The sequence below is a fragment of the Acinetobacter sp. TY1 genome (genome assembly GCF_048551395.1).
Lineage (GTDB): Bacteria > Pseudomonadota > Gammaproteobacteria > Pseudomonadales > Moraxellaceae > Acinetobacter.
Map to the genome: position 1 here is coordinate 1 of NZ_JBLYZK010000031.1, position 16,484 is coordinate 16,484.

Annotated in this window: 15 protein-coding genes; 5 read left to right on the forward strand and 10 right to left on the reverse strand. The window is 37.0% G+C overall.

All coding sequences use genetic code 11. The annotated features are described in order from the left end of the window. Nucleotides 1-185: 185 nt before the first annotated feature. Nucleotides 186-1,082 carry a protein kinase domain-containing protein gene (locus ACK2M2_RS14075; RefSeq protein WP_419349450.1) on the reverse strand — a complete coding sequence of 299 codons (897 nt, stop codon included), beginning with the start codon at nucleotides 1,080-1,082 and terminating at the stop codon, nucleotides 186-188. Then, a complete protein-coding gene (locus ACK2M2_RS14080; RefSeq protein WP_419349452.1) occupies nucleotides 1,069-2,583 on the reverse strand; it encodes a DUF3336 domain-containing protein in 1,515 nt (504 codons plus the stop codon). The genes ACK2M2_RS14075 and ACK2M2_RS14080 overlap by 14 nt, the downstream gene beginning before the upstream one ends. 209 nt (nucleotides 2,584-2,792) lie before the next feature. Between ACK2M2_RS14080 and ACK2M2_RS14085 the strand changes: the two genes are divergently transcribed. Together ACK2M2_RS14085 and ACK2M2_RS14090 are read left to right on the forward strand one after the other, a co-directional pair. Next, nucleotides 2,793-3,665 (forward strand): ATP-binding protein, encoded by an 873-nt coding sequence (locus tag ACK2M2_RS14085; RefSeq protein ID WP_419349454.1) that lies wholly within the window; start codon nucleotides 2,793-2,795, stop codon nucleotides 3,663-3,665. 294 nt (nucleotides 3,666-3,959) lie between these two features. Next, nucleotides 3,960-4,526 carry a DUF4385 domain-containing protein gene (locus tag ACK2M2_RS14090; protein ID WP_409512723.1) on the forward strand — a complete coding sequence of 189 codons (567 nt, stop codon included), beginning with the start codon at nucleotides 3,960-3,962 and terminating at the stop codon, nucleotides 4,524-4,526. Nucleotides 4,527-4,654: 128 nt separating this feature from the next. Here ACK2M2_RS14090 and ACK2M2_RS14095 read toward each other — a convergent pair whose 3' ends face one another. After that, entirely contained in the window at nucleotides 4,655-5,956 is a 1,302-nt protein-coding gene (locus tag ACK2M2_RS14095) for an esterase-like activity of phytase family protein (protein WP_419349456.1), read from the reverse strand. Between the two features lie 255 nt (nucleotides 5,957-6,211). Between ACK2M2_RS14095 and ACK2M2_RS14100 the strand changes: the two genes are divergently transcribed. Further along, complete coding sequence (locus tag ACK2M2_RS14100; protein WP_419349458.1) at nucleotides 6,212-6,559, forward strand: Imm51 family immunity protein; 348 nt, start codon at nucleotides 6,212-6,214, stop codon at nucleotides 6,557-6,559. Between the two features lie 63 nt (nucleotides 6,560-6,622). On the opposite strand, the gene tsaD is transcribed toward ACK2M2_RS14100, so the two are convergent. Then, nucleotides 6,623-7,633, reverse strand: coding sequence for a tRNA (adenosine(37)-N6)-threonylcarbamoyltransferase complex transferase subunit TsaD (tsaD, locus tag ACK2M2_RS14105; RefSeq protein ID WP_409512726.1), 1,011 nt, complete (start codon nucleotides 7,631-7,633; stop codon nucleotides 6,623-6,625). A 146-nt stretch (nucleotides 7,634-7,779) separates the two neighbouring features. Here tsaD and rpsU point away from each other — a divergent pair, with 146 nt between their 5' ends. Continuing rightward, nucleotides 7,780-7,995 (forward strand): 30S ribosomal protein S21, encoded by a 216-nt coding sequence (gene rpsU, locus ACK2M2_RS14110; RefSeq protein ID WP_001136722.1) that lies wholly within the window; start codon nucleotides 7,780-7,782, stop codon nucleotides 7,993-7,995. 38 nt (nucleotides 7,996-8,033) lie between these two features. Continuing rightward, the gene (locus tag ACK2M2_RS14115) at nucleotides 8,034-8,480 is read left to right on the forward strand and encodes a GatB/YqeY domain-containing protein (RefSeq protein WP_409512727.1); all 447 of its coding nucleotides are present in this window, start codon (nucleotides 8,034-8,036) and stop codon (nucleotides 8,478-8,480) included. Nucleotides 8,481-8,772: 292 nt separating this feature from the next. Here the strand turns inward: ACK2M2_RS14115 and ACK2M2_RS14120 are convergent, their stop codons facing one another. From ACK2M2_RS14120 to purF, 6 genes are all read right to left on the reverse strand, one after another. Further along, nucleotides 8,773-9,102, reverse strand: a complete 330-nt coding sequence (locus ACK2M2_RS14120; RefSeq protein WP_419349460.1) for a hypothetical protein — start codon at nucleotides 9,100-9,102, stop codon at nucleotides 8,773-8,775. A gap of 170 nt (nucleotides 9,103-9,272) precedes the next feature. After that, entirely contained in the window at nucleotides 9,273-10,712 is a 1,440-nt protein-coding gene (locus ACK2M2_RS14125) for a M48 family metalloprotease (protein ID WP_419349462.1), read from the reverse strand. Nucleotides 10,713-10,838: 126 nt separating this feature from the next. Continuing rightward, nucleotides 10,839-11,801 (reverse strand): 2-hydroxyacid dehydrogenase, encoded by a 963-nt coding sequence (locus ACK2M2_RS14130; protein WP_419349464.1) that lies wholly within the window; start codon nucleotides 11,799-11,801, stop codon nucleotides 10,839-10,841. 232 nt (nucleotides 11,802-12,033) lie between these two features. Continuing rightward, complete coding sequence (locus ACK2M2_RS14135; RefSeq protein ID WP_419349466.1) at nucleotides 12,034-12,708, reverse strand: hypothetical protein; 675 nt, start codon at nucleotides 12,706-12,708, stop codon at nucleotides 12,034-12,036. 172 nt (nucleotides 12,709-12,880) lie between these two features. Further along, nucleotides 12,881-14,770 (reverse strand): M48 family metalloprotease, encoded by a 1,890-nt coding sequence (locus ACK2M2_RS14140; RefSeq protein ID WP_419349468.1) that lies wholly within the window; start codon nucleotides 14,768-14,770, stop codon nucleotides 12,881-12,883. Nucleotides 14,771-14,933: 163 nt separating this feature from the next. Beyond that, nucleotides 14,934-16,478, reverse strand: coding sequence for an amidophosphoribosyltransferase (purF, locus tag ACK2M2_RS14145; protein WP_419349470.1), 1,545 nt, complete (start codon nucleotides 16,476-16,478; stop codon nucleotides 14,934-14,936). Nucleotides 16,479-16,484: the final 6 nt, after the last annotated feature.

Sequence of the window (16,484 nt, forward strand, 5' to 3'; positions counted from 1 at the left end):
ACGGAGAGACTCGAACTCTCACACCTTGCGGCGCTGGAACCTAAATCCAGTGCGTCTACCAATTTCGCCACGTCCCCAATGGCTGTGTATATTATAGAGATCACCCCTACATGACAAGCCCTTTTTATTAAAAAAACCATCGTTTGGCTAAATATAAAACAAACTTAAGGTATCTTGCTTTTTCTTTATACAATATCGCTTAATATCTGTTTTATTTGATAAATATTTGTACATCTTTGCTGTTTATGTTTTGCCAGCATGGCATTTAAAATTATTGTTAAATGTAAAAATCGGGGGGGCAGATGTACTTTTAAGTACTGACAATGCAAATACGCCCAATCTAAATAGCTTTTTTCACTCAATTTTTGTTGCGTCAACCACTGCAACCAAATTATTCCGAGTGCATAAATGTCTGTTTGCACTGTTTTTGCTTCTCCATGAAACAATTCAGGTGCCATATAGCGTGGAGTTGCTGATATTTGCGGGAATTTTGTCTCTAAGGTGTGTGCTTGTTCAAAGTCTATGAGATAGCACTGTGACTGATCCACTCGAAAATGTTCAATCTTGAGATCGCCATGAATCCAACCAACGCCATGTAGTGCATTCAAAATGTCTAAACTTTGTAAAAGTATTTGAATAACTTGATCAGTACTCAATTGTTCAGGCTCTTGGTCGAAAAGTGCCGCCGCATGTTGAACTTTGAGTCCTTGCTCAAGCCAAATATTTTGAGTGCCTTGACACGGCACTTGCACATTCAAAGTGGGTTCTGTTGAATTTTGAATTTTGATCGGTTTAAAAATCTGAAAAGGTAATAAAAAGCTGACTTGTAATATGGTCAGCTTTTGATAAGTATCAAGTTCATTAAGAAAAGATTGCTCACTTAATGTATTAATCCCTTTGATCTGCCCTTTCAACCACCAGCTCTTCCCATGTTGATCAATTTTAAATACACGGCGACCTAAAGCCTGACTTTGCATGCTATTACAAGCTGTGAGTGATGTGAGATCAATTTGAGTGCTTGGCAAATCAACAGATGCTAATTTACCAATAATACTATGTGTATTTATTTTAGGCTGGGACATGTAAATTTGTAGACATACTACTCTGTGCCTGAGGTGATTTTAAAACTTCTAAGCAATGTTGAATAGTTTTACCAATACGTGCATGTGTTTCAATACTCGATATTTTTGGCCACGTTGCGCGTTCACCTTCTCGTTGCAACTTATTGAATAACTTTGGCTTTGGATTTTGCAACATATAACCATAATGACGCAAACCATAATTACCGACAATATTAACATCGCCATAATAACGCTGATCGACAATCCCATAGCCATGATCAAGTAAACGGCGAATGGATGGAATGCGCCCCATACGTGAACGGGTAAAGTCCATCGCACCCATTGCAACAATTTTGCCTTGCTGACGTAAAATACGCTCAGGCCAACTAAGTAGATCTTGGCGAAAACGCTGTTCATCATTTTGCATAAACGGCACAATATGTGGATTAACCTGACTTGCAATAGTGTAATTCAGGTTATATAAGCGTGACATACGCTCTTGTGGAAAGTCACTCCGTACACTGCCATCTACCCAACGAGTACTCGCCAAATATGGCGTATGTACCCCATCATAACGCTTACTGGTCAAACGCACAGGCGGAAATAAGACAGGTACAGCACATGAAGCTAAAACCGCACTCCACACCAACAAATCAGGTGATGTATATTTATTCATAATACGTGCATCTTCTTGTGCAACATTATACGGTGCAACGGTCACGTTAATGTCTAACCCTGATTTTTCAAAAGCTTCAGCAAATGTCACATCACCCAAATTTTCTACCAAGAATTTTTTCAAATAACGTACATCGGCAAAACCTCCATTGCCTTTAATTAACTCTTGCAGACTCCGAAAATGAAATGCATCACTGTAAAAATGTTCACCCGTCAACAAATGTGGAATGTCATTAGGATCTGCCACACCAAGCATTGCCGTCATAATTGCACCAGCACTTGATCCCGACAATACTTTTGGCATTAAGTCTTGTTCTCGCAGTGCTTTCACTACACCGCTATGAAAAAGCCCCAATGTCGCACCACCTGAAAACATCAGCGCTGGCTGTCCATAGGCTTTCTCACAATTTTCAAAAAAGTCCTGTTTTTCTTTTAAGGTTAGTGTTTCACACTTTACAGAAGCGATATAAGCAAGCGCTTGACTGACTTCCTCAATATAATGCTCAATGATTTTTTTCGTACCAATATATGTTTGGGTAAATAACAATGGATGCCCAATATTGGCAACATCATGGCTAAAGCCTTCACGTAAAATGTACATCAAATCGGCTGTACGTTTTTGAAAACGATAACGACGTAATAAATTCAAACGATGCGAGATAATCTCTGCATCAAAATAAGGCGAACTATTGTCAAATTTCCATTCCTGAGCACCAGACTCTTCATCTAAGCGAAGGGCGATACTTTTCCATTCTTCATAGTTTTCTGCACGATCTAACTGTCTTTGTAGTTTTTTAATGCGATATGCCTGATGAGGATTGAGATCTTGGATGGATTGTAAAATCATATTCGCCTTTACCCTTTCTGTTTGTTCTAAAGGATTGCTCTTTTCTTAGTTGTAATATGTTGAATCTACTTTCGATAAGCAAGTATAGAATTGCAATATTCGATCAATATCATACACGAATCAAACATTTTAGAATTTTAACCGAACTTTGCAGAAAATTTCACCTTGGAGTGCTATATTTCAACTACCAATCAAATGTAGTCAGAAAAATGCCAACCCTTGATTTACCTGAAAATATCATCAAAACATTAGCCACTGTTTTAGAGCAGTTGCATCAAGTATTACCCGCACCAAAACAAGAAACCGATTTTTCTGCTTTCGCATTTCATTGGCAAGATAAGCAACTTAAAGCCATTCAAAATCCTAAAGCTATGCGACTTGATGACTTAAAAGGCATTGAACGCCAAAAAGCAAAAGTTTTACAAAATACTGAACAATTTCTCAAAGGCTTTCCTGCCAATGATATTTTACTTACAGGCTCGCGTGGTACAGGCAAATCTTCTATTGTTCGCTCATTACTCCCATCTTATCAAGATCAAGGCTTACGTTTAATTGAAATTGAACGTGATGATTTAAAAGATTTACCTGAAATTCAGAAACTAATACAGAACCGTCCTGAAAAATTTATTGTGTATTGCGACGACCTTGCTTTTAATGCTGAAGATGAAAACTATCGCAGCTTAAAAAGTGTTTTAGATGGCTCGCTACAGTCAGGTTCGAATAATTTTATTATTTATGCCACAAGTAACCGCCGTCATTTATTACCTGAATTTATGCATGAAAATACTCCTGTGACCAAAGTAGACGTACCTCAATACAAAGAGTTACACCCACAAGAAGCCATTGAAGAAAAAATTTCTTTGTCGGATCGTTTTGGTTTGTGGTTGTCTTTTTATCCAATGGATCAAAACTTATATTTGGAAATTGTTGAACATTATTTAACAAAAGCCAATATGAATTATGATAATAACGTTCGAGCCGAAGCTTTAAGATGGAGTCAAGCACGTGGTCAGCGCTCAGGTCGTGCCGCTTATCAATTTTCTAAACATTGGATTGGTTCAACCCAACTCGCTTCCGCTTAAAGAAGGTATAAAAACTGCACCGATTTTGGTCATTCATTTATAAATGCGATATGCCTTAAATTGATGAGTGACCTATCAGATTTATATTACCTACACATTTTTAAAAAAGCATAATCCTCAGATATAGCACAGATAAGCAACGCTTATGATCAGTATTTAGCTTTTGCCACAGCAAAATACGATAAAATACCTGAAATTTTGCATAACGTGCTCTTTTATAATCACGTCTATTTTATAATCATGTCTATATAGTTACGTATATTTTTGATTATTTACCTGTTTAAGGACTCCCCAATGACCGATCTCGCACTCAATGTACTTCCCATTCAAACGGATACCAAGCCATTTTCACGCAGTTTTGACTTTTCTCTCGACTTTGAAAAAATTAACTTTAGAAAGCGTCCCAATTTATATCGTATTGGTCGTGGTGAAGAAGGCGTATTATTGGTTGAACCGTACAAATCTGAAATTCTACCATTTTGGGCATTTGAAAATGAAGCTCAAGCTGCCGAAAGCAGTGACAAGATTTTTGCTTTATTCTTAGAGTATTTGGAAAATAACGATTTTGTCGGTGCAGACATGGCTCGTAAATTTTTACTTATGGGCTATACTCGCGCACGTCGTTATGCAAACCACAAAAAAGGTTCAATTAAAACGGGTCGCAAACACAAAGGTGCAACACCCAAAATTAAAGTCGTGGTTGCTCAAGAAAATCAAACTGAAAAGCCACAACGTAGCCCTGAAGAATTAGCTAAAGTTGCTGTAGCAAAAATATTTAAAGAAAAGAGTGACCAAGCAAAATCCAATGAAAAATATATTGAATTAAAAGAAAAATTTAATGAAATGATTCGTGCAAATTAATGCTTTGAGTTTCAAATCAAGCGCAATATTTTCTTAAAATATTGCGCTTTTACTTCAAATAACAACGTATTCATAACAAATAATACGCAAAATCTACAGCGCCTCTTCGTATCAAAACTCAAGATTAATTATGATTTTAAATCTAAGCCATCAATAATATAAAGCGTATTCGCATCAATTACGTTTTTATCTAAATCTAAATACTTTTGCTCAAGTACACCATTGGTTTCTGAAAAACCATAATCATCGTCATTGATCACAGCCAAATGCTGTTCATCAATCACCCATAAACCTTCAACTTTGTCATGTACATATCCTATTTTTTCAATCAAATCGACCACTAATGTCTTTGTAACAGGTATAATATTAAATTGTGCCAAACCCTGCCAACCCGCATTTAACACATATTGTTCCAAGGTTTTTTCTTCAATCAGCAACCCTAATTGTTCATCTTGTCGCATTTGTAAACTGTGCTGAATGCATTCTAAATTGGTTGCTTCTTTCACATCAATTTTATACACACGTTTAAACGCATTTGGATTATCTTTATAAAAATCATCATCACGTTCAGCCACTAAAAATTGATGATCATTTAAAGCCACGATTGCCGTATTCGAGTTACCTTTAATTTCTTGCTTATATAAATATTGAGAAATTTCTTTATTTTCAAGATTAATCATCACAATACGAACCAAATCAGATTTCGTAACTGATACATCAGGATTACTCATGGTCGATTGCATAATACCGACCAACGTCTTTTGATCAGGTGTAATGGTTAAACCTTCCATCCCTCTATTTTGTCTACGATTTGCAAATTCTATAGGCAATAAATTACCTGAAATACGGCGACTATCTTTTGGGTAAGCATTGATCCGATCAATTTCAACCCCATCTGCATTGAAATGTACAATGTGTGGGCCATACTCATCACTGACCCAAAATGTACCATCGTTTAAAGCCAATAAACCTTCTGCATCTAGCCCATATTCATCTGTGCCTTGTTCTAAAACCTTTCCATGTTGATCATAGGCAATTTCTTTGGTTGCGCCAAAGTGCTGATTTGGCAGACCTGTAATTGGTTTTCCGTATGGATTTTTCAGTAAAATTTCTTTTAGTTTCTGAATAGAACCATCTTCCTGTAATTTAAACAGCCCGATCTTTGGTGTGTAATTGGGTACTAAAAATATTTTACCTTTATCACCATTTACATCATAAGTCGTATTTGGCCCACGATCTGTGAGTGCATAAAATTGATTTTTTTCAATTGGATGAGGTGATATTTCCGAACCAAAACCACCACAATGAATTTCAATGAAATTCCCTTGCTTAGCACCATCAGGAATATTATGAATATTCAAAATATCATAAGGTAGACGTACGCCTTGTTTAAATTTTTGGTATAAGTGAATCGAATTATTATTTAACATTTTCACTCCTAAGATCGATGCATCATGACTTTACTGAAGCATTCTTCAATTTTGATATAACTTATCTTTTACCATACTTATTGATTGTAAATATTAAGATTTACTACATCTTATAAATTTGAAAACGAATAGACTGTTTCAATCATAAAAAATACATTCTTCATACAATTTCAACTCTTAAATTTACCAAATAAAGTAAAGATTTTTTTAAAATGACATTACTAATTTTTAATAATGATTGAATTGAGAAAAATAATGGATACCGTATTCGAACAAGCTATAGCACCTTTTTTTTGGGTCGATCATGAAAAAAGTTTTTCAGCTTGTTTATCTAATTTGGATTATCAATCGCATATTTTTGCCACACGGGCAGATGAAGGCTTTGAAGGTAGTGGTTACGATTGGGGTTCTTTGGCATTGGCTTTTTTAGAAATTCAGTTACCTGAACTTAAGAATATTGTTAAATTTGATCCCGAAGGAAGTATGTTTGTTGCTTATTCAACTGATGAAGATGCTTTAAAAAAATTCATTACTGAATTTAAAAAATCTTGTGATAATACAGAAGTGATTTTGAAAATTTTTGCCCATGCTGAACTAGATTAATTCTTCATTTTCAATAGAAAAAGAGGCTTTCGCCTCTTTTCTCATTTTAAACTCAAAATAAATTTATTCGGGTTTGGTCAATTCCGTCATTGGCCAACGTGGTGTTGTAGTGACTGATAATCCTTCACTTTGACCTGATTTTAAACGCTGATAACCTGCGAATGCGATCATTGCACCATTGTCTGTACATAAAGCAGGTTCTGCATAATAAACAGTGGCTTTAATTTTGACTAAATCGGCTTCTAAACGCTCACGCAAACGCTTATTTGCACTGACTCCACCAGCAATGACCAATCGTTTTAAGCCTGTTTGTTTCAATGCTTTTACAGATTTTTTTACCAAAGTATCAACCAATGCTTCTTGGAAAGATGCTGCAATATCTGCATCTCTTTGCTCTTCACCCAACTTTTTAAGCTGAACAGAAACTGCTGTTTTTAAACCGCTGAATGAGAAATCTAAACCTTGATGCAACATCGGACGTGGAAATGCAAAGGCTTCTTTATCACCTTGCTCTGCCAATTTTGAAATATTAGGTCCACCGGGATAAGGAAGTTTCAACATTTTTGCGACTTTATCAAAAGCCTCACCCGCAGCGTCATCAATCGACTCACCGAGAATTTCATATTCACCAATACCATGTGCAGCCATCAATTGCGTATGCCCACCTGATACAAGTAAAGCGACAAACGGAAATTCAGGTGGTGTTTCAGATAAAAGTGGCGCAAGCATATGCCCTTCCATATGATGCACACCAATTGCAGGTTTATTAAGCGAAAATGCCAAGCTACGCCCAAACAGTGCACCTGTCATTAGGGCTCCCATTAAGCCTGGGCCACGCGTATAAGCAATCGCATCAATCTCAGATTTTTTTACATCACTTTCCTCAAGCAATTGATTCATTAGAGGAATAAGCTTACGCACATGGTCACGTGATGCAAGCTCAGGCACTACACCACCATATTCTGCATGCAGTTTAATTTGACTATATAGCACCTGTCCTCGTAGACCGACTTCGCTATCATAAAGTGCAAGCCCTGTTTCATCACATGAGGTTTCTAAGCCAAGAACGATCATTAAACTGCCTTTTACCCGTTTCAAAATATTGCTAAAGCCATTATAGACTTGTGATATGAGATGTAAATGAGTAAAATACTGACCTTCACTTGTGATCTCGGGTAATTCGACCCTAGATCTTATCCATAACTTAATGAGGATTCTTCATGCCACAAGTTAAATTGAAAGAAGGCGAGCCAGTTGACGTAGCAATTCGTCGTTTCAAACGTTCATGCGAAAAAGCAGGTGTTCTTGCTGATGTTCGTAAACGTGAATTCTACGAAAAACCAACTCAAGAACGTAAACGTAAAAAAGCTGCTGCTGTTAAACGCTACCAAAAGAAATTGGCGCGTGAATCAGTACGTACGACTCGCCTTTACTAAGATTAATTTGTGATTGATTGACTACCTGGACTAGATAAATGACGACTTTAAAAAACCAAATTACTGAAGTTTTGAAAGCAACAATGCGTGCTAAAGAAATGGATAAATTAACGGTTATACGTGGTCTACAGGCAGCAATCAAGCAAATCGAAGTCGATGAGCGCATTGAACTTGACGATAATCAAGTTCTTGCGGTCATTGAAAAGCAAATCAAACAACGTAAAGAATCGGTGAAAGCCTTTTTAGGCGCTAACCGTGAAGATTTAGCTAGTAAAGAACAAGCCGAACTTGAGATTTTATCTCAATTTCTACCTGAAGCTATGTCAGAGGAAGAGCTTGATTCTCTCATTGCGCAAACAATTGATGCGCAAGGTGCAACTAGCATGAAAGATATGGGTAAGGTGATGAATTCTCTACGTCCGATCATAGCCGGACGTGCCGATCCTGCACAAGTTTCAGCAAAAATTAAAGCAAAACTTGGCTAATTCCCTACGTCGTAAAATCTGATTTGTGTTTGATTTGGACTATTTAATTTTTGTTTTTTGTGTTTTTAAAGCGCAATATAGATATTAAATAGCCAATCAATCTCTACATTCAATTTCATCCAATCAAAAATTAAGTAATAATAAAATTTAAAACCTAACGATTACATTTATTTTTATCCAATAATTTCCCATTCAAACCTCCTCCTACCATGATAAAAATGTCCAGCTACATTGATCAGCCCTTAATACATCTTCTTGAAAACAATTTTAAAACAAAGCAATTTCTATTTTATTAATTCAAATTGCATTGAATATTATATTTTTTCAAAATTTGCATTTCAGGTGAAACCATAACTTTATCAATGATTGTTTGCTTTGTGACTGACTGTGATGATAATGGCAAATATTTCCGATGCTGATCAGTCGTTTTATACATATCATCTACATACTGCTTCAAAATAGTACAAAACTGCGCCTGCTGTGCTTGATTAAACTGACTAATTTTAGGGTCAAGACTACGCAGAAAAAACTTCATATCCGCATTGTAGCGTGTAGAAATTCTCTCAATATCACGAACATACTGATCGGGAATATTTTCAGCAAATGAGACCGTACTTATCATTATTAAACTTGAAATTAAACAAATTATCCCAACACGAGCAATCATTTTTTCCATAAGAATCAAATACATTTTTATAAATTTAAGCCACTAAGCTTAGCGTTTTAATATATGAATAGAAAGTCATTTTTCTTAAAACTGCTTTTTATTCAGACCAATACATATCATCAAATTTAAATTTTCAACTTGCGCTCATCTTGCATGGCTTTTAGGCGTATATCAATTTTAGCTTTGGCAGACATATTATCTTTCGCCAAACGCTGTGCATGCAACAATGATTTAATCGCATTTTCCTCGTCACCCGACCAATATTGTACTTCTGCCCGATTACGCAATACATTTACTGTTCGTAATGGATTTGCTTGATCCAAATTAGCAGCTTGTTGTAATAATTGCCAACCCATTATATCTCGTGGATTTTTATTAATAAAACGATTAACTAAAGTTTCGGCTTCAGCGGATTTTTTCTCTCGAATCAACACTTCAGCCAGTTTAAAACTTAATGCTCTATTTTCTGGCATAATGCGCTGTTTAGGCAAAATCACCTGATATGCTGCATCGGCATTATTTTGCCCTAAATAAATATCTGTTTGAATGAGTGTAATCAAACTGTGATCAGGATTTATTTTACGGGCTAGATCAAGCTGTTGCTGTGCTGCCGAAAAATCACCTTGATTCAAGTAAAATGCGCTCAATGCAATAATGCCTGCATAACTGTTATTTCTTGCCAAAGCCTGCAATTCACGCTCATTGCTCTGCCCTGCAACCACTGCTGTGTACCATTTCACAATATCAAAATCTTGATCATTCCGACGATATGGCACACGAGGAAATTGTTGCGCTCGTAAGCGTGACTCACTCATACGCTCCGTGGTTAATGGATGTGTAAGCCAAAAATCAGGTAAAAAACTTAAACGACTCGTTGATCGATGCATAGTTTCAAAAAAATCTGCCATACTATTTGGGTTATAGCCTGCACCATACATAAACTGCATACCTATACGATCAGCTTCACGCTCCTGATTTCGGCTATAACTCAATTGTCGATCTAGCAAAGCGGCCTGAGTTCCCATCATCAATGCACCACCAATATCACCATCTGCCTGCGATGCAACCACAGCGCCCACTAAAATCCCTGCAAGCGCTAGTAATCCCTGCCCCTTAAAGGCTTCTTGTGAGCGACTATAATGACGCTGCGTAACATGGGCAATTTCATGCCCCATCACCCCTGCAATCTCATCCATATTTGCAGATGAAGTCACCATACCTGCATTTAAGGCAAACAAACCACCAGGTACAGCAAAAGCATTAATTTGAGGATCCCGAACCACAACTAAGCCAATCGGTTGACCCAACTGGGTTTGATTTAGAATGCGACTAAACACATTCATAAACTGATCTTCAAGCCATGGATCTTGAATAATTGGCAGTTGTTGTTGTACCTGTCGATACACTTTTTCACCAATCGCACGTTCTTTTTGCTGATCAATAAAACCAACGCCACTACCCAAATCAGGGACTTCAAACTGTGGACCAATCGCAGCATGAAAATCATCCGCCACAGTGGTTGTGGTCGCCATGACTAAACATAAGCTAAGCAAAGTCTTTTTCAAAATGCAGATCCATGGAGAGATTTAAAGCAATATAACATTGAAATTTGAAGTAATTTGCAACGAAGTGTTATGAAGTTATTAACAACATTATGCTAAATTCCAGATTATCATCATATTTAACACACACTAAAATCCAGTATTGACAATATAACGTGGCGTTCTATCTTCCAATGCATCAACTAAATTTTGATATGCCAACTCCGCCATACGCTTACGTGTTGCTGCTGTAGCAGAACCCACATGCGGTAAAGTTACTACACGCTCCAATGAGAAAAGTGCAGATTCCTGTAATGGTTCTTTTTGATAAACATCAAGACCTGCTGCAAAAATTTGATGACTTTTAATCGCTTCAATCAAAGCAATCTCATCCACCACAGAACCACGAGCAATATTGACAAAAATAGCATGAGGTTGCATTTGAGCAAACTGCTCAGTACTCATTAAAGCTTTCGAATCTGCATTTAAATCAACAGCGACTACCACAAAATCTGATGTCTGTAACAATGTATTTAAATCACAATATTGCGCCATAAGTGGCTCTGCAATTTCAGGACGTTCTCGGCGGTTATGATAGAGAATGTTCATATTGAAGCCATAACGTGCACGTCTTGCTACTGCTGCACCAATATTACCTAAACCAATAATTCCGAGCGTTTTACCGTAAATTTCTTGCCCAAACTGCTCCGTACCGACTGTACGTTGCCAATGTCCTTGTTTCGTCCAACGATCAAGTGAACCTACTTGTCGTGCAGCACTCATCAGGAGTGTAAATGCCAAATCAGCAGTCGTTTCAGTCAGCACATGCGGTGTATTTGTGAGCCAAATATTATGTTGATTTAAATAATTGAGGTCATAATTATCATAACCCACACTTACCGATGAAATAATTTTCAGTTTTTGCGCTGAAGCTAGATTCTTCTCATTCAATACACGCCCTGCACCAATCATGGCATCAGCATCTTGAACTTCTTTTAAAATCTGGTCATTTACATCGCCAAGTTTAGGATTAATCATCACAACTTGATACTTTTCATGTAAGCGTTGCAAAATATCTTGATCTAATTGACTAAATACTACGACTTTTTGCATACATACTCCTTTGTATTTTTAATCACAACCAATAAAATAATTCAGTCATTTTATTTAGAGTTTAAGTTAACTCAAATCTCATATTTAAACAAAAGCATCTGCTTAAATTTTAATTGAATATGATTATTGTTTTATCAAATTAATTTATGATTTTTAAACTAAAAAGAGTATGCCGATTAAAATTATTTTTATGATTTTCAACCATCTTTATCTCAGCTGATTTTACTGTCTTTTATACTGTTACCTTTGTTCGCATTGCCTGCCACAAATTTCGCTTCAACATCGGTTGTTCAATCATTTGCTGTAAACTTGCAAGTACCGTACATTGAGCCATATTTAAATGTGGAATCTCCCCCATACAAATCAACTGTTTTTCCACACCATATACATCTATAAAGCCTTGTAAATACTGCACTACACCACGTCCATCTTGAATATTAATTAGAGGAAATGGCCAATGTAACGTTGCTTCTCGCCCTTGCATTGATGCTTGAATATTGCGCCACAACTGACGTTGCTCATCGTTTAAATCCGTCGCATCGAGCAATAAAACACAGTGTTCAAGTGCATAGAGTTGCACATCAAAAGCATCAATCTGCAAAGTGGGCGCTAAAGGCTCAATCGACTGAGAAATAGCAACAGTTTTGACTTGAAGTTGACTCGAGTGAATATCTGTCTTTTCAGTATTTCGTTGAATAGTGACAGGTTCGGACTGAATCGGTGGTTGAGTGGGGGAAATTTTTTGTGGAATTGGAAATTCAGGATTTGTGACAACGGTTTGATCAGAAGTTGCCATATCACGATAATTTTGTGGAATATAGCTTTCAACACGCACGTCAACCTGAGGAATCCAAACATCAATCCCCAAAGTTGCTAAAATACTGCGCTGATGTTCGGCTCTATTCACAAAACGATCACTAAAAAATTATTCTATGTAGTTTAACGGTTTTACAGTAAATTACCTATGCTTTACACTCTTGTTTTCTACTACCGTTGCAAATCTAGGCAATTGGTCTCAGTACTTAAAGTTACTTATTTTTTATAAACATCAGTCAAAAATCCCACTCCTAATGAAATCTTTAAAAAATCATCACACTATTTTTTTTCTGCATCTGATCAATCATTTCACTTGTTTCAAAACCTAAACGCCAATAGAGCAGCTCCAAAACATCTAATTCATCTTGGGTAATAATACGGTCATTCCACAAACAAACTTCCGCTACACCCAAAATAATTAAACGCTCACGTAGCAACAAACCTGCAATATCATTGACAATTTCACCTAAATCAATTGGTTCATCAGAAATTTCTTCAAACAATTCAAGTTCATCTACGGTTAAAACTCGCTCCAAAATTTGATAACGTACATCTAACTGATTTGCACTGTTAATTTGCTGTACATGCAATAAAGCATCAATCAAGCGCACAATTTGAGGTTTTACATTTTCAAGTGATGATGGTGTATGAATAGGTAATAGGTTGAGCTCAGCTTTCACTTTTTCAATCAATAAAGCATCCAATAAACCAATTTCACCATCTTCTTGAATAATTTTAGCGAGTTTGGTTATAAATTGACGTGCGCTCGTTGCAGGCATATTGCCCAAATTAGCACATGCATCATGAAAAATTTGAATATGCACACGACCATCAAGATGCAATAAAGCATCAACAATAGCTCGACTAACTTCTGCCTCAGAGGGTATAAATTCACGATATTGGCGAATCATCAAAATCGCAACCATTACCTCGCGTGAACCTGTTGCCGTTTGCATTGCACGTTTTAACAAATCAGGGCGTGCCATATTACGTCGCACGTCACTATTGAGGGGCTTAATCGCATCATTTAGCGCAAAGCTAATTGGTGAAAGCCTCAATAATGGCAAGGGTTGCGGAGAAATCCATGGGTTATAGACTTCCGATATCTCTTCCTCTAAGGGGCGTAACAAACTAAATAAAGGCTGATTTTTTAATTTATTGAGATTTTCAAGTTGCAAATTTTGTAGTAATGACGGATTTAACTCATAAATTCGATCTGCAATAGAGGGATGAATATTCAACCAACTTTGTGGACTCAATGAGTTAGCAAAGCACATATGCGCTATCGCCTCCGAGTACTCACTGTGAATTTGTGAGCCCGCATGATGCACATAAATCCTGAGTAAAGTTTGAATATTGGCATCATTTAAAATCAAACGGCGTGTTTTATAATCATTATAAAATGTACGCCCACCGAGCGTAAAATATTTAATCAAACGGCTAATTAAAACCCCCATACTGCCTATCAACCAAATCACACCACCAACCGCTACAAATGAAGTTTCAAATTTATGTCGCTGTGTATTGGTATAATGATTAAACCCTTGTTTAGAAATTTTACTGCCAAATTGACTAAAAGAAATCAAACCACTGTACATGATTTTTAAACGTGTATTTTCTTGCGCCTCACCTGATAAAATCTGATGAAATTCATGACCCAATAAACCGTACAACTCTTGTTCATCTAGGTTTTGTAATGCACCCCAAGTCAAAATAATGACCGTATCCTTCGGATGAAAACCTGCAGTTAATGCATTTACTCCAACTTCATCAGGCAGCACATACAGTGTAGGCTCATCAATTTCAAAAGTCTGCGCTAATCGAGTCGCAAGTTTTAAAGCCACACCCTCTTCTGGTGTACTTTCGAGCATGCTTAAACGACGTGCCTTCAACTGCTTCGCAAGAGAATGTCCACCTGCACGAAATACATAAAACTCGTATGCAATTGAGCCACCAATCACCATAATCAATAGCACGACTAAGTGCGGACTAAGCACATGCCAAAAAATCGACTGTGATGAATCGGTATAATATACAAGTAAACCTAATACTGTATTTAAAATAAAAATCGTCAACAATGCAGCAATCAAGCAAATACTTGCTGACCAAAGAATATTTTTGTTTTTAGTCAGATAATGACTCACATCTTTCAATGTAAAACCCTCATTACATTGCACCTAACGGACTTTTTACACTGAGCAGACTTCTTCATTTTAACCTTTACAGCGGGACAAAATTAAAAAGTTTAAATCTCAAACAATATAAATGAAAAAAGCGGGAAATTCCCGCTTTTTCAAAGAGTTTTTATTTTAGAAATTAAAGCATTTCTTTAATACCACTCAAGTCAACCGATGCTGCATCAATATTCACATCGATATAACCATCTTTATCTTTTTTTGCTAAATCGCTACGGCTTTGCTCAAGTGTATCCAGATATTGCTCATCAATATCACCTGTAACATACACACCATCAAAAACTGAACAATCAAACTCAGTCACTGCAGGAACTTTACTTGTACGCACAGCATCTTTCAAATCATCCAAATCTTGGAAAATTAAACGATCTGCACCGATAATGTCACGAATTTGCTCAACACTACGATGTGATGCGATCAATTCAGCTTTTGCAGGCATATCAATACCATACACATTTGGATATTTCACCATCGGTGCAGCTGAAGCAAAGAATACATTTTTTGCACCCGAATCACGCGCCATTTGAATGATTTCATTACACGTTGTACCACGTACAATCGAGTCATCAACCAACAGTACATTTTTGCCTTTAAACTCAAGCTCAACAGGGTTTAGCTTTTGGCGTACTGATTTTTCACGTTGTTGTTGACCAGGCATAATGAAAGTACGACCGATATAACGGTTTTTCATGAAGCCTTCACGAAATTTCACACCGAGCATATTAGCAAGTTCAAGCGCAGAGGTACGACTGGTATCTGGAATTGGAATCACTACATCAATATCATGCTCTGCACCCCACTCTTGAAGAATTTTCTTCGCAAGCTTCTCACCCATTTTTAAACGTGCTTTGTAAACCGAGATGCCATCAATGGTTGCATCTGGACGTGCAAAGTAAACATATTCAAAAATACATGGACGATAGCGTGGTGCTTCAGCACATTGTTGTGCAAACAATTCACCTTTAGCATTAATGAAAATAGCCTCACCCGGCTCAATATCACGCTCAACTTTAAAGCCAAGAGAGGTAATCGCAACCGATTCAGATGCAATGATATATTCCATTTCACCTTGTTCAGTTAAACGCGAACCGTAGATGAGTGGACGGATACCATTTGGATCACGGAAACCAACAATACCGTGACCGGTAATCATCGTTACCACGCCATAAGCACCTTTACAACGCTCATGCACACGTTTCACCGTATAAAAAATATCATCAGGTGTTGGTGCAAGCGTTGCACGTTTTTGCAGTTCGTGTGCAAAAACATTCAGTAAGACTTCTGAATCTGAATCGGTATTCATATGACGTAAGTCAGTTTTGAATAAATCATCATGAATATCAGATGCATTGGTCAAGTTGCCATTATGTGCAAGCGTAATACCATACGGTGAATTCACATAAAAAGGCTGCGCTTCTGCACTGCTCGATGAACCTGCGGTCGGATAACGCACATGTCCAATACCATAGTTACCCAATAATGCACGCATGTGACGTGTATGAAATACATCACGCACCATACCGTTGTCTTTTCTTAAGAAAAGACGACCATTATGGCAAGTCACGATCCCAGCTGCATCTTGTCCACGATGTTGTAACATCGTCAACGCATCAAATAACATTTGGTTAACAGGTGATTTACCAGCTATACCAACGACTCCACACATAACTAC